The following is a 14,498-nucleotide window of genomic DNA, read 5'->3' as shown; positions in this document are numbered from 1 at the left end:
CAGATGGTGTGCGGCCGGCGCCGAGCGCCAGCGATCCTTAACTAGACGAGCGACGGCCCGGAACATCACCAGGGGAACCGGTAATAGCGGAGCCAGTCGAGATGCCCGGACGCATCAGCGCCCGGACACCCCTGAAGGGCGGTCCGGGCGCTGATGGCGATGACCGGGTTACTCGGCCGTGCGGCGTCGGCGGATCACGAAGAACGCACCCGCGGCGATCAGACCCAGTGCGAGCACCAGGAACCCGACCGCGAGCCCGCCACCGGTGATGGCGAGGCCCTGCACCGGCGGAGCCGGAGCGGACGGCACGACCGGAGTGATCGACGCGGCCGCATCGTCGGCCACGACGACCGGCTCGCCATCGATGTCGACGGATGCCGTCGCGACGTTCGTCAGCCCCTCGGTCAGCTCGTGCTCGACCACGAACACCCGCGTCTCACCCACGGCGAGGGTCTCGATCGTGGTCTCCTCGAACGAGGTCGCCAGCGGGTCGGACACCACGACGTTCGTCAGCGGCGTCTCACCGGTGTTGGTGACGGCGATGCTCCAGTAGATGATCGTGCCGACCGGTGCCGTGACCGTCTCCGACCAGGGGCCGTCCTCGTTCAGCGACACCTGCTTCACGATCTCGAGTCCCACCGCTCCACCGGTGTACCACGACGAGTCCGCCGCATCGACGGGTGCCGCATCCGGGATCGGCGTGCCCTCCTCGTCCGACGGCACTCCCGTCGCGGTCGCGGTGTTCTCGTAGAGACCCTCGATCGCGATGCCGCTCGCCGTGAACGTCACCGACTCTCCGGGAGCGAGTGCGCCGTCGAATCCGTCGGGCGCGAACACCTCGACGGCCTCGCCGTCAGACCCGATCGCGCCGCCGATGTCGGCAACGGTCACATCGGTCAGCACCGTGTTACCGGTGTTGGTGACGACATAGCTCCACTGCACGTTCGATCCCTGGGGAACGACCGGCGCGGCATCCGAGGTCGGCACGTCGATGCCGTTCGTCGTCTTCACGATGCCGATGCCGGGTGCCGACGAGATCGTCACCACTGCCGGGTTCGACTCGAACGCCACCGCGTTGCCGTTGTAGATCGCCGTCGCCGAGATCTCGTTGTCGGCCGACTGCGCCGCCACCGTCTCGCCATCGACCGAGGTCGGGACGATCAGCGTGAAGTTCGCACCGGTCGCCATCGTCGGCACCAGCACGCGGAACGCCGTGGCGCCGGTCGGGTCGGTCGTCCACGTTCCCGTGGTCGCCGAAGTCGCGTCGGTCGAGTACTCCACCGTCGCGCCCGTCGGGATGCCGGTGACCGAACCCGAGAGCGTGACCGAGAAGTCGTCGCCGTCGGCGACGTTCGGCAGGCGGTCGAAGTAGACCGCATCCGACACCGTGCCCGGCAACACATTGCTCACGAAGATGCGCCAGAACGCGCCCTCGTTCACCTCGCTGCTGATCGCGTACGGTCCATCGACGGATGCCGACGACAGCTTGTCGATCAGCACGCCACCGGCGGTGTTGATCGTCGTCAACGTCTGCGCGTAGGCGATGACGCCGCGCGCGGGGTCGAAGTCGTTCAGATCGGTGTTGAAGAACGGGTTGTAGCCGATCATCGGGACCGTCGCTGCTCCCGTGCCGCCATCGGCGACGCTGAGGAAGCGGGTGTCGTTCGTGTGCACCCACGACTGCGGCGCGATGGTGGTCGCGGCCGGGTCGTACGCCTCGGCGAGAACGGTGACCGGGATGTCGTACATCCAGCCGGTGTTCTCGACGCCGCGGTGGTTCGCCACCCCGGGCGCACGCATCGGCGGCACCTCGTCGAACGTGAACTCGACGACCTGCTGCTCGCAGCCGTCAGCGTTCGTGATGCGCTTCGACGAATCGACCGTCACTCCCGAACCGATCGCCGGGGCCGCCGACGGGATACCGAGCGTGGGCGGGTTCACGGGAGAGATCTGCTGGGTCGAGTCGTACAGCACACCGCAGGGCAGCAGGACCGACATCACCGAATCCTGGTAGACCTCGCTGGGGTTCTGGTTGACGATGCCGGCGCGATAGGTTCCGGTTCCGCCGACGCTGATCGACGAAGGACCATCGATCCGCGTGGTCAGGTAGACGGAGTCGGCGGGCGTGAAGGAGTAGTCGTCCTCGGCCGTCATCGAGCTGTCGCCATTGTGCACGCTGAGCGTGTTGTCCACCGGTCCGACCGGCGGTCCCGCCGGTGCGGGAGCTTCGATGATGCCCTCGGAGATCGACCGGAACACCGGCTGCCCCGCCATGGTCACCTGCACCTCACTCGCCAGCGGAACCGTCTCCGCACCGGGCGCGACGACGATGCGCCATCCACTCAGCGTCTCGCCGGCCACGAGTCCCAGCGAGACACCCGCATCCCATCCCTCTGAACCCACGACATGGGCGACGTACCTCGCCGACGTGCCCGTGCCGCTCGCCGGCGTCACGCTGCGCCAGGTCGGCGACCCGTTGACCTGGTACTCCAGGGTGTACGGAAGGTCGGCCGCCGCGAGCACACCGTTGAACGCGACATCGAGGTTGAGGACGTTGTAGTGCTCGAACCACGCGGCATTCGCACTGCCCGCCGCGCCCGAGTCCTCCAGGACGAGGGCGTCGAGGTTCGGCGTTCCCGCCGGCCCGACGTACGACCCCTTCATGAGAATCGCGAGTGACAGGAACCCTGCGGAACTCCCGCCGAAGAGGACCTCCTTCGACGCGGCGACGCCGGGTGCGTTCCCTTCGGCGAAGGGAACCGACTGCACCGATGCCGGCGACCCGTCGTGCCAGACGCCGCTCGCGTCCTGGGTCCGAAGGTCGACCGTGTTCGTGGGCGGGCGCACCAGGCCCGGGAACGATTCCTCGGGGTACCGAACGGTGATCGAGATCGCGTTGCCCGACATGTCGATCGATCCGAAGCTGTAGTACACGGTGTCGTTCGACCACACGACGGTCGGGAACGCCGACACGTCCCAGGAACCGATTCCGGCGTTCGAACTCACGAACTCGACCCCGGCGGGGAACGTGTCGATCAGCTCCTGCGCGTGCGAGGCGAAGGTCCCGGGGAGGGGACCGCCGACGCCGATGTTGAACTTGTAGGTCACGGTGCGGTTGTCGCTACCCGTGAGCGTCTCGAAACCCTTCGCCGCGTTGTACTGGTTCGAGCCGGTGAGCACCGTCTCGACCGGGTCGGACGTCACGGGGCCCGAAGGCCCACCCGTGCCGGTGATAGAGGTCGTAAAGATCTCACCCTCGTAGCGGTCGTTGTAGGGCTGCTGGCGCACCGTGTACGCCACGCTGAGCGGGTCGGTGTCGGTGTCGTTCAGAGTGATCGTGAGAGCGCGCGTGTCCGCATCGAACGAGCAGCTCGCGATGGGCGACGATCCGCCGATCGGGCAGGACTCGAAGGCGAGCCCCTCGGGAATGGTCGTCGTCAGCACGACGCCGCTGTGCGTCGCCGCCGGGCCCTCGAAGTCGAGCGTCGCCGTGTAGTTGAACGACTGACCGACTGGCACCGACTCCGGTGCCTGCAGGTCGAGCGTGAAGTCCCCGTCGGCCGCGCTCGCGGGCGCGACCGCTCCCAGAACGAGCCCCGAGCTCGCCAGGATGCCCACAGCACCGAGACCGATGGCGCGACGCAGTCGCCGCCCCCATGTCTGTGCGACCGCGCCCCCGCGCGGTCCTCTCTCGTTACTCATTCCGATTCCTCCCCATCCAGATGATGTGTCGTCCGGCGCAGAGCGCCAGCGATCGTTAACTAGACGAGCGACGGCCCGGAACATCACCGGGACGGGGCGGATGCCGTGTCACAGGCCGGCGGATGCCGGTTCAGACGCCGTCGGGATCTCCGAGCCGTGGGGTGTCGAGCAGCCCCAATCGAGTGGCGGCGGCCACGGCATCCGCTCGCGTTCCGACGCCGAGTTTGCGGTACAGCGACGAGAGCTGGGTCTTCACGGTGTTGCGCGACACCTTCAGTTCCGACGCGATCTCGGCGAGCGTCGCATGGTTCGACGCGGCGATCAGCACGTGCCGTTCGCGGTGCGTGAGCGGATTTCGCAGCAGAGACTGGCCGGTCGTCAGGGCGGATGCTTCGGGGCTCGGGATCGAGGCGGGGTCGTTCACGAGCGCGCGCAGAGCCTCCACCACGTAACCGGGCACGCCGGTGAACTGGCGCACTCCCCCCTGCGCCGAGTAGGCCGTGGCCATGGCCGCGGTCGCGGAACTGAGCGACGTGTCGTCGAGCACGTCGGCCCAGGCGAGCAGCAGGCGCGACTCGAGCTGCACATGCGGGGTGGCCTCGGGGTCCGAGACGATCGCCGCGCCGAGACGGCGCGCACGCTCGCGGTCGCCCGATCTGATCGCGACGCGCATGCGAGCGAGCCGCGTGAAGATCCCGGTCTCGTCGTTCTCGCTGGCGCGGGCGGCCGCGAGGGGCTGATCCATCGCGAGCAACGCTTCGACCCGCAACGCCGTGACGATATCCGACGCGAGCGAGCGCGCGGGGATGAGCTGCGTCGCCTGGGAGACGGTGACGAACTCGAGCGCCTCGAGCGGGGATTCCCGCGCGAGCGCGTCGCGCCCCAGGGCGAGGAGCTTGAAGGGCCAGAGCTCGTCGGCAGATTCCAGCAGCGTGAGAGCGGCGAGGGCAGATGCCGCGTCATCCTGCTGCTCGACGGCGATCAGCGCTCGCGCGGAACGTTCGGTGCTGGCCGAGAATCTCTGGAAGAGCGTGGGGGCCCGCACGGGGAGTTCCTCGGCGAGCGCGAGCGCCTGACGCGCGCTGCTGAGGGATCCGCGCACGATGTGTGCGAGCGCCGACTTCCCGAGCGCATCGCGCTCGCTGTCGTGCAGCGTCGCCGAGGTCGCCATCCGTCGGGCGAGGCCGAACCGGCGTACGGCCGTCGCGGTTCGTCCGTTCACCAAATCGGTGAAGCCGCTCTGCGTCATGAAGAACGCGGCAGGGCCATCGGCGATGAGTCCCTCGTCCGACGCCGCACGGCTCCAGTCCGCGAGGCGCGAGGCCGATCTGGTGGCTGCGGCGTAGTCTCCCGCGAGTCGGGCGGCGAGCAACTGCACGAAGTGGATGCCCCCGGCTTCCTTAGCGGATGCGCGGCGGTGGTCGAAGAGCAGCACCTCACGCGCTCGATGGGAGCCGGCGACCATCGCGAGCTGCCCGAGCGCTTCGAGGGGGAAGTGCCGGGCACGCACCGTCACGGGCAGTGATCGGAAGGCCTGCTCGAAGGCGTCGTAGTGGGCGTTGAGCAAGGGCCACACGTGCAGGGTGAGTGCAGCAGCGACGGCATCCTCGTCGCCCGAGTCCAGCGCTTCGGTGAGCGCCGCTTCGGAGACGGCGCTGATGTACGACGACATGACTCAGAGGTCCGTGCCGTCGACCGGAGCGCTCACGCGGCGACCGTCACGGACTGCGCCCCGGGCAGCGCCGCATAGGCCTGCAGGCCCGCCCGGCATCCGGGGCACTCGTGCGCCGCGGCCACGGCGGGATGACCGGCATTCCACGTGTGCTTCGCACCCACCAGCAAAGCGATCCCCTCCTGGTCGGTGCCGCACCCCGCCCCGGGGCACGCCCGCCGAAGGCACTCGGCCACCAGCTCGGTCCGCAGCGCGGCCTTCGCGCGGTACACCGCCGAGCTCACCCGCCCCGACGAACGGCCGAGCTCGAGAGCGACCTCCTGCGGCTTGCGACCGTTGATCAGCACCTCGGTGAGGAGCATCCGCTGTTCGTCCGACAACCGCGCGAACGCCACCCCGACGATCTCGTTGTCGATCGCCGCGTGGATGCGATCGGTCTCGTCGTGGTGCGCGAACTCGTGCACGTTGGCGTCATCGAGCGCGACGTTGCGCGACCGCGGAGCGCGCATCTCGTCGCGCAGACGATTGCGCATCGTCTGCGCGATGTAGGCGTGGGCGTTCTCGACCGGGCCGCGACCCTGCGACCACTTCTCCCAGGTCGCGAGCAGGGCGACCGAGAGCAGTTCCTCCGCCTCCATCGCTCGCCCCGCGATCGCACGCGAGAGGTTCAGCAGAGTCGGCATGCTCCGAGTGAACAGCACATCGGCCGCCCCGCGCTCCCCCGCATTCGTCGCACGGGCGAGGTCGTTCTCATCCCCTGCCGCAGCATCCGTCGCGAAGCGCGTCGGTCCATCCACATCGATCATGTCTCCCCTTGCAGCGGACGGCAGTCGCCCGCTCCCCTTATGAGAAGAGAACAAGAAGAGGGGTGTTCCGAAACGGCAACGTCGGAGAAATCACCCACGAGTTCACCCACTCACTCACCCTCTGCGGGCTCGATGCGGCGGGGTCGATGCGGAGCGAGAGCCGAGAAGGAGAGGCGCTGGGGAACGCCCCTCCTTCTTCGCGACGCTGCGGGGTCATGTGGGAGGAAGGCTCCGCAGCCGCGGGCGAGCCCGCTCCATCGAGGCCTGGGGAGGTCCTCATCTTCTAGACGAGCGACGGGCGGGAATCTCACCCGCCCCGCGTGGGTTCCTGAGCCCATCGAAGGGCCCCACCCCGGTACCGTGAGGGGGATGGCCTCCCCGACTCATCGTCGCCCGACGACTCGCGTGCTCCTGATCTGCGGAGCGCTGGCCGCGGTGCACCTGCTGATCCACTTCGTGACCGCCCCCCTGCTCACCGCGCTCGCCCCGCTCGCCCCGCCGATGTACGCACTGGTGGCCGGAGTGCACAGCCTCCTGCCGTTCCTGGCCCGGCGGCTGACCGATGTGCCGGGCACGGCCGTGCTCACCAGTGCGATCGCCGCCGTCTTCATCGCGGTCGCGAACACCGCGGGAGTGATCGTGATCTTCCCGCTGGTGCTGGCCGGAGCGGTCATCGACCTCGTCGTCTGGCGCACGCGAGGCACGGGCGCGCGGGTACGCCGACGGTATCTCCTGGCGGCGGTGTGCGCCGGGACGGCTCTCTTCGGGGTCTCCATCGTCGTGTTCTCGCCCGAGCACCTCTCCCCGGCGATCCTGCTGGGATCATTCCTCGGGCGCATCGTCGGCGAGTTGCTGGCGTCGGAGCTCTCCGGCGCCCTCGCCTCCGCCCTGCATCGCGCCGGCGTCGGACGAAACCGTACGGAGGCACCTCACAACAGCCCCAGCTCGTAGGCCCGCCCGATCACCTCATCGCGAGTCGTCGACTCGAGACGGCGGTAGAGCGCCCGTGCGTGCGACTTCACGGTGTTGGTCGACAGGTGCGATTCGAGCGCGATCTCACGCACGGTGAGGCCCCGCTCGAGCCCGAGGAGCACGTGCTGCTGCTGGGGCGTCAGGCGCACCCGATCCGTCGGATCCGGAAGCACTTGGCGTGCGCCGTGATCCGGTGGCAGGAGCGCATCGAGCGGCCCTCGCACATCGGCCGGCACGCTCAGCGCGGCGAACAGCAACCCGCGCTCGCCGATCGCCGCTCTGAGATCCGAGTAGCTCTCGGCCGCACTCATCCCCCCGGGACGGCGATCGGTGGCGACGGCGTGCACCGTCAGGGCCTTCACCCGCGCGCGGATCGTCTGCCTCTCCCCCAGCGTCGCCGCCGCACGACGCGCCGCCCCGACGACGTCTCCCTCGACGAGAGCGAGCTGCGCGCGCGCCACACGGTTCACGAGGTGGTCGTCCTGAGCGTCGATGACGAGGCGAGCCTGACGCGTCTGCCCCAGGGAGAGCAGGAGATCGACCTCTCCCTGGGCCAACAGGGGTCCCATCGTCGTGCCTTCGCCCAGCCACTCCGCGTACCTGACGCGATCCGAGCGCAGTGAATCCAGCGCGCTGAGCCGGTCCCCCCACGCCAGCGCGTAGCGCATCCGAGCGTAAGAGACGGTCGGCCCCCAGCTCTGCTCGGCGTTGACGGGCTGATCGAGCAAGCGCACGGCGGCCTGGGCCTCGGACGACCGGAGACCCTCGATCGCGACGAGGCTCCGCGCGACATCCGCGGTGAGCGCGATCCGGGAGCGATACCAGCCGTCGGCGGTCGGTGCATCGTCGTGACGCTCCAGCCAGGAGCGCGCCTGCTCGATGTCGCCCTCCAGCGCATGGAAGAGGGCCGACTTCCCGGCGGCATCCCTTTCGACGTAGGCGACGCGGGACTGATGAGCGCGTTCGTAGGCATCGCGCAGCCCGACGGCGGCGCCGGGGAGGTCGTCGGCGAGTCCGCGCGTGATCCCCGCCTGCAGCAGCGCCGGCGGCAGACGATCGTGCACGAGTGCGGGCTGATGCACCGCGGCGATGCGCCCGAACATCTCCACCAGCCGGGCGAGTTGGATCGCGCGTGACATCCTGCCTCGCACGCGGAGCGCGATCATGCGCGACGAGGCGACACTGAGCAGGCTGAGCGCTCGCTCCGAACGTGCGAGGGACTCCAGTTTCGCGGTGTCGTCGGCGTCGGGGAGAGTGGCAGCGCCCAGCATCCGGTCGACGGCGTCCGCCGAGGAGTGCAGGCGGATGTCGCGCACGGCCGCGGCTCGGGCATCCTGCTCGAACGCACCGAGCGGCACGGCCTTCAGGGCCAGGTCGAGGAGCTCCCGATGCTCGTCCAGGAGGAGGGACCAGTGCGTGCCGAGCAGTTGCACGGCCGACGACCAGTCCTCCTCGTCGAGCGCGCGGCGCAGGCCGTGCTCGACCTGGTCGGGGGACGGTGGGAGGCGCACGTCACCCAGGGGATCACTGCTCATGAGGGGAGGGAATCGCTCTCTTTTCTCCTATGCAATATACCGAGCGGCGACCGACCTTCGGGTCGTCGGCCGCCGCTCCGTACGCGGGCGCGACGCTAACCCCGCCGCACCCCTTGCCGCCGCGAGACGACGACCAGTCCCGCGCCGGCGAGCATCACCAGAAGGGCGAGGAGAGTCCACGCCCGGGGGTCGCCGCCGGTCGTGGCCAGCGGGCCTGACGGACCCGCCGGCGAGGGAGCAGCGGGAGCGACCTCGACGATCGTCACACTGGCCGTCGCTTCGGCATCCGCCCGGGCGTCACCCACACCCGTCGCGGTGGCCGTCGCCACGTTGACGACCTCCCCTGCCGCGGCCTGCGCGGCCGTGACCTGATACTCCTCGATCGCCGCGCACGCCACCGTCTCTCCGGGAGCGAGCACGTCGGCCTCGCACTCGATCGCACCCGCCATCGGGTCCGACACCTCAAGACCCGAGAGCGTCGCCGCGCTCGGGTTCGTGACGGTGAAGGTCCAGCGGATGCGGTCGTTCACCGTCATCCTGTCGTCACCGTCGACGTCGATCGGGGTACCGACCTTCTCGAGAGAGAGGGAGAGCACGCCGATGAACGGCAGTTCACTGGTCGACGGATCGGCGTCGACCGTCGCATCGCCGAGCACGCTCGCCGTCGCGGACGCCGTGTTGGTGATGCCGCCGGCATCCACGTCGTCCTGCGTGACCTCGTACGCAGCGACGCAGTCCACGTACTGACCGGGCAGGAGGCTCCCGGTCTCGCAGCCGATCTCGGAGAGCTCGCCCGTTCCGGAGAACGCCCCCTCCTCGACCGCGATGTCCGAGACCGTCACGTTGCCGGTGTTCGTCACCCGGAAGCGGTACTCGATCTCCTGCCCCGCCGCCTCGATGCCCTCGACGTCGGCCGTCTTGACGATCGCCAGGCCGGGCACGCGCTCGAACGAGAGATCCTCGCGCGAGGGGTCGGACGCGATCGGCCCGCCCGGACCGGTACCCGTCGCGGTCGCAGTGTTCGACAGCGAACCGGCATCCACGTCGTCCTGCGTGATGACATACGTCGCCTCGCAGATCAACTGGTCGTCGGGATCGAGGGTGCGCGAGACATCGCCGCAGTCGACGGCCGAGAGGTCGCCCGATCCGGTGAACTCGCCCTCGACGACCGCGACGCTCTGGAGCGTGACGTTGCCGGTGTTGGTGACGACGAACGAGTACGTGACCTCGTCGTCGACCGCGAGGTCGGTCGGGGTCGCGGACTTGACGACCGTGAGACCCGGAGCCGCGTCGATGATCACGGGGGCCGACGACGGGTCGCTCGACACGACGTCATCCGCCGGGGTGGTGGCGTGGGCCACCGCCGTGTTGTCGATGCGTCCGGTGTTCACGTCGGCCTGGGTCACCGCGTACGTCGCGGTGCAGTCGACGGAGTCGCCCGGCGCGAGGGAGCCGTCGGCGCAGTTCGCGACGACGTCCTCACCCGATCCGGTGAACGCCGTCTCCTCGATCTCGATGCCCTCGAGTGTGACATTGCCGTCGTTCGTGACGGTGAAGACGTAGGACACCTCGTCACCCGCCGCCTGGATCGGATCGGATGCCACCGACTTCACCAGGGAGAGAGCGGGCGCCGCGGTCACGTCGACGGTCGCGGTCGACGGCTCGGACTCGGGATCGTCGACGCCGGCGGGAGCCGACGCCGAGGCGATGGCCGTGTTGGTGATCGCTCCGGCGTCGAGGTCGGCCTGCGTGACCTCGTATGCAGCAGAGCAGGTGACGACGTCGCCCGGGGCGAGCTCGCCCGCCTCCGCCGGACACGTGACGACCGGAGCCGTACCCGTTCCCGAGAAGGCGGTCTCGTCGATCTGCACGTCGGCGACGGTGACGTCACCGGAGTTGGTGACCTCGAAGGAGTAGGCGACCTCGTCGCCGACGCCGTCGACGATGGTCGGCGATGCCGACTTCACGAGCGTCAGTGCGGCCGATCGGATCAGGTCGTCGGTGTCGGAGTCGTCGGCAGCCAGGATGACACCCGGGAGAGCCGGATCGCCCGCCTCGACCCGGACGCCGTTGACGATCTCGTCCTGCGTCTCCGCGGCCTGCACGATGCGCACCGTGACGGTGACCTGCTGGGTCGAGCCCGCCGCCCCCGTCGCGGCATCGCCGTCGCCGAGCCGGCCCGATGGCGCCAGGGACGCGATGCTCCAGGTCACCGTTCCTCCCGGGCGCAGGCCGTCGGCATCCGCCTCGCCCTGATCGGTCACCACGCCACCCGCGCTGGCCGAGACGAACGCGAGGGTGTCGGGCAGGGTGTCGGTTACGACCGCATCCGCGATCGCCTCGCCCGTGAGCAGGTTGGCGACGTCGATCGTGTACGTGAACTCCTCGCCCATCGCGACGGTGTCGATGCCGTCGGTCTTGGTGATGCCGATGAGGGCGTCTCCCTGCGCGACGACGAAGCACGCCTCGGTGGTGTTGTTCGCGTCGACGGGGTCGGACATCAGGCCGGAGACCTCGGCCCCGAAGCACGTGTCGTCACCGACCAGCTGGTCATCGGGAATGACGGCGGGCAGGTCGAGCGGGTTCGGTTCGTCGAGCGCGAGCATGCGCGATGCGCCCTCCGCCGTCACCGGATCGCACGTCAACGTCACGGGTCCGAGCACCGAGCCGTCGGCGGCGACATCATCGGCATCGCACACCCACCCCTCGGGGGTCAGGCTGGTGATGCGGATGCCGGCAGGAACGGCGATCTCGACGGTCGCCGGCGCAGCCTCCGACCCGCCGAGGTTCGTCACCACGAAGGGAACCGTGCCGGGGCGTCCGGCCTGCAGCGGCAGGCGATCGGGCACCGAGACCGCGAGATCGGCCTCCTGCGTGGTCGCGCACACAGGGCGCGGTTCGGTCGGCAGTGTGCTGGCGCTGTCGATGGCGACCGAATTGCAGGCGATCGCGTCGGCGGGGGCGCCCGGCACGACGTTCGCCGTGAACTCGAACGACGACGATTCTCCCGGTGCGAGATTGCCGCTCACCTGCGCGCGGATCGCGGAGGCACCGAACGCGCCGGCCGTCCACCCGGTGGTGCATCCGGGGTTCGTGGGGAGCACCTCGGTGCGGCACGGATTCTGCGACGCCGAGTAGCTCAGCGCCATGTTGAAGGATCGGAAGGTGACGGTGTTCAACGTTTCGGCGAACGTGCTGCCGCGGCCGTCGCCGACGTGCGGCAGGATGTCGTAGCCGACGATGCCCGAGAGCACGGTGTTTCCCGAGTTCACGAGCGTGACGCGGTAGGTGATGTCACTCGCGTCGGGATCGACGCCGACCACCACGTCGGGGTTCGACACCCACACGCAGTCGTCGTCGGTCACCACGCAGATCTCCTTCACGACGTCGAGACGTGCCACGCCGCTCACCGAGACGCTGATGGAGTTCGAGGCGAACGCCTCCGTGATGTTGCCGTCTCCGTCGACGTCCGTCGTGTCGACGACCTTTCCGCCCCATGTGGTGGCGTCCGGAGCGAACGCGTTGCGCGAGTCTCCTGTCCAGACGTTCGCGACACTGCTCGTTCCGGCGGCGACCGCCGAGGTCGGGCTCGCCGAGACGCTCATCGTCGGCCAGGTCGCGTTGGCGCCGAACGTCGCCCCGGTCGGCCACGAGGCGATGACCGCCTGACGCGTCACGCCTGCGATCGTCACGTTCTTGGAGGTGAAGCTCACTCCCGGCGGCACGGTTCCCGCGGCGAAGCTCGCCGAGTTCGGAGTGATGTTCCACCCGATCGGTGCGATGAAGACGTACTGGGGCGAAACCGTACGGTCGGCCGGAATATTGGCAGTGGCGCCGTTGACGCGGTACGTCACCTTGCCTCCGGGAACGACCTGTCCGCCGCCCTCGACCACCGGTGTGCCGACGAATCCCGCGCTGAAAGCGGGCGCCGCGGCGGCGACCTTCGGGGTTTCGCGGAAGATCACCGCTGCGGTCGAGGTCACCGGGATCGGGGAGATCTGCGGCTGATCGGGGTAGGTCATGGTCGCCGACGCAGCGTTGCGCCACGTGAACAGCGGGCTGCCCACCGGAAGATCGTACCCGTAGTTGATGCGGAAGAGGGTTCCGGCCGTGCCGCTCGGAAGCAGGTTGGGGCCGGCCAGCGAACCGGAGGTCACGGTGGCCGCGGTCAGCCACGAGCCCGCCGGGGCCGTGTAGGTGGTCGCGGTCGTGGTTCCCTGCGTCGTCGTCGTGCCGTCGGTGATCGTCCAGGCGATCGTCGGTGCGGTCGCGCCGCCCGAGGTCGTGATCCGCCGCACGCGCACGTCGGAGTTGCCCAGATCGTCGTCGACCACGGTCGCGATGCCGGCGACGTTGCCGCGGTTGTAGGTGTCGACCTGCCAGAAGCGGTCGGTGCGCGTCGCGAATGGCGCGACGGTCTGTCCCGGCGTGCAGACGCGGTTCCAGTCGTCGCGGCCGCTCGTCGGACAGACCAGTCCGGTCGTGTCCGGCGGAACGTTCACCCAGCGGGATCCGTTGATGTCCTGGTCGGCGTTGCCGATCTTCGTCTGCTCGGCGCGGCCGAACGGCTCGACCCGCACGACGTCGTGCCGGAACGAGGTGGTCGCCGTCTTCACGGTCTGCGCGTCGTCGAGGTAGGTCACACTGACATCGACGTTGTTGGTGACGGGAGCGATGAAGTCCGCTCCGTCCGCCGACTCGGGGAAGGCGCTCGCGGGATAGCGGACCGTTACGGTGCGCGGGTTGTATCCGTACCCCTGGGTCCAGCCGCCCACGGCGGCGACACCGAATCCACCGGCCGCGGTCGCGCCGGACTTCGTCCAGGTCACGGTGTGATTCGCCGCGTCGTAGACGCCGCCGTCCCCGGCGCTGACGAACTGCGCCTGGGCAGGCAGCCGATCCACCACGCTGTAACTCTCGCCGCAGAGCAGGTTGCCCGCGGCGGTCCAGCGACCGGAGCCGCGGTTGGTGAAGCACCCGTCCGACATCGCGACCGTGTAGGTCATGTCGGTGTCGGGGCGCACCGTCGCCGGACCGGTCTTCACGACGGTGGGCGTTGCGGGCAATGCGATCTGCCACGTGACCGGCGCTGCAGTGGCCGTGGCGGGTCCGACCGCGTTCGGCGAGGTGATCGTCGCCGAGTTGCTGATCTGGTAGCCGTTCGGGAAGTAGGCGGGAGCCGCGGCGCCGGGCGCGCTGGCATCGATGTCGCGCACGTACTGCACGAGGAACGTCGACGACGTCCCGGCCGCGACGGTGCCCAATCGCACGGTGACTCCGCCCGTCACCGTGTTGGCGATCGTCGCGCCACCGCCGGCGGGCGGTGTCCACGTCTCGTAGCGGTGGATGCGGAAGGTGCCGTAGGTCGGGTCGAGGGCGACCGCGGGCAGCGTGACCACGGTGTCGGTGCACTCCGCGACCGAGCAGGAGTATGCGATGCGGTATCCGAGACGGTTGTTCTGCTGTCCGTAGCCGGTCGCCGTCACTGCCTCGCCGGTAGTGGGATTCACCGGCGTGATCTCGATCGAGAGCACGGCGGGTCCCGCCGCGTACGCCGCGGGCGCGGCCACCAGCATCATGGTGACGGTGGCGAGCGTCGCCAGCATGGCGACGGCTGCTGTGCGCAGGCGCGAGGGCGCGCGAGATGGACCGGTCATTGAACTCCCCTTCAGAAACCGCAGGGCGACGCAGAGGTCGCGAGGACAGAGCCTCATCTGCATGTTGTCGTCTGAAGGGTCGCCGAGCCGCTGCGAAGGCGAAACTTCACCCTCGCTTCACCCGCCCCGGTGCGGGACACCACGTCTCTCGTGG

Annotated in this window: 6 protein-coding genes; 1 reads left to right on the top strand and 5 read right to left on the bottom strand. The window is 69.4% G+C overall.

Annotation, left to right across the window (positions count from 1 at the left end; all coding sequences use genetic code 11):
* Positions 1-168: 168 nt before the first annotated feature.
* The 3 genes from ACZ5Y9_RS01905 to ACZ5Y9_RS01895 all read right to left on the bottom strand — a co-directional run bounded on the left by ACZ5Y9_RS01905 (position 169) and on the right by ACZ5Y9_RS01895 (position 6,180).
* Positions 169-3,702 (bottom strand): DUF7507 domain-containing protein, encoded by a 3,534-nt coding sequence (locus ACZ5Y9_RS01905; RefSeq protein WP_464472109.1) that lies wholly within the window; start codon positions 3,700-3,702, stop codon positions 169-171.
* A 130-nt stretch (positions 3,703-3,832) separates the two neighbouring features.
* Positions 3,833-5,374, bottom strand: coding sequence for a helix-turn-helix transcriptional regulator (locus ACZ5Y9_RS01900; protein ID WP_464472108.1), 1,542 nt, complete (start codon positions 5,372-5,374; stop codon positions 3,833-3,835).
* Positions 5,375-5,406: 32 nt separating this feature from the next.
* Positions 5,407-6,180, bottom strand: a complete 774-nt coding sequence (locus ACZ5Y9_RS01895) for an RNA polymerase sigma factor (protein WP_247623978.1) — start codon at positions 6,178-6,180, stop codon at positions 5,407-5,409.
* Positions 6,181-6,549: 369 nt separating this feature from the next.
* Between ACZ5Y9_RS01895 and ACZ5Y9_RS01890 the strand changes: the two genes are divergently transcribed.
* Positions 6,550-7,131: a hypothetical protein gene (locus ACZ5Y9_RS01890; RefSeq protein WP_464472107.1), complete on the top strand. Its 582-nt coding sequence runs from the start codon at positions 6,550-6,552 to the stop codon at positions 7,129-7,131.
* Here ACZ5Y9_RS01890 and ACZ5Y9_RS01885 read toward each other — a convergent pair.
* Both ACZ5Y9_RS01885 and ACZ5Y9_RS01880 read right to left on the bottom strand, forming a co-directional pair.
* Positions 7,110-8,687 carry a LuxR C-terminal-related transcriptional regulator gene (locus ACZ5Y9_RS01885; protein WP_464472106.1) on the bottom strand — a complete coding sequence of 526 codons (1,578 nt, stop codon included), beginning with the start codon at positions 8,685-8,687 and terminating at the stop codon, positions 7,110-7,112. The genes ACZ5Y9_RS01890 and ACZ5Y9_RS01885 overlap by 22 nt on opposite strands.
* 95 nt (positions 8,688-8,782) lie before the next feature.
* Positions 8,783-14,344 (bottom strand): DUF7507 domain-containing protein, encoded by a 5,562-nt coding sequence (locus ACZ5Y9_RS01880; RefSeq protein ID WP_464472105.1) that lies wholly within the window; start codon positions 14,342-14,344, stop codon positions 8,783-8,785.
* Between the last annotated feature and the right edge of the window lie 154 nt (positions 14,345-14,498).

This window comes from Microbacterium sp. T3-8, assembly GCF_055398145.1.
Note: the sequence above shows the minus strand (reverse complement) of the source record. Positions and strands in the feature narration are given on the sequence as shown.

Bases quoted from the DNA above. Each gene is read 5' to 3' on its own strand.
- ACZ5Y9_RS01905 (WP_464472109.1), bottom strand. From the start codon at position 3,702: ATGAGTAACGAGAGAGGACCGCGCGGGGGCGCGGTCGCACAGACATGG.
- ACZ5Y9_RS01900 (WP_464472108.1), bottom strand. From the start codon at position 5,374: ATGTCGTCGTACATCAGCGCCGTCTCCGAAGCGGCGCTCACCGAAGCG.
- ACZ5Y9_RS01895 (WP_247623978.1), bottom strand. From the start codon at position 6,180: ATGATCGATGTGGATGGACCGACGCGCTTCGCGACGGATGCTGCGGCA.
- ACZ5Y9_RS01890 (WP_464472107.1), top strand. From the start codon at position 6,550: ATGGCCTCCCCGACTCATCGTCGCCCGACGACTCGCGTGCTCCTGATC.
- ACZ5Y9_RS01885 (WP_464472106.1), bottom strand. From the start codon at position 8,687: ATGAGCAGTGATCCCCTGGGTGACGTGCGCCTCCCACCGTCCCCCGAC.
- ACZ5Y9_RS01880 (WP_464472105.1), bottom strand. From the start codon at position 14,344: ATGACCGGTCCATCTCGCGCGCCCTCGCGCCTGCGCACAGCAGCCGTC.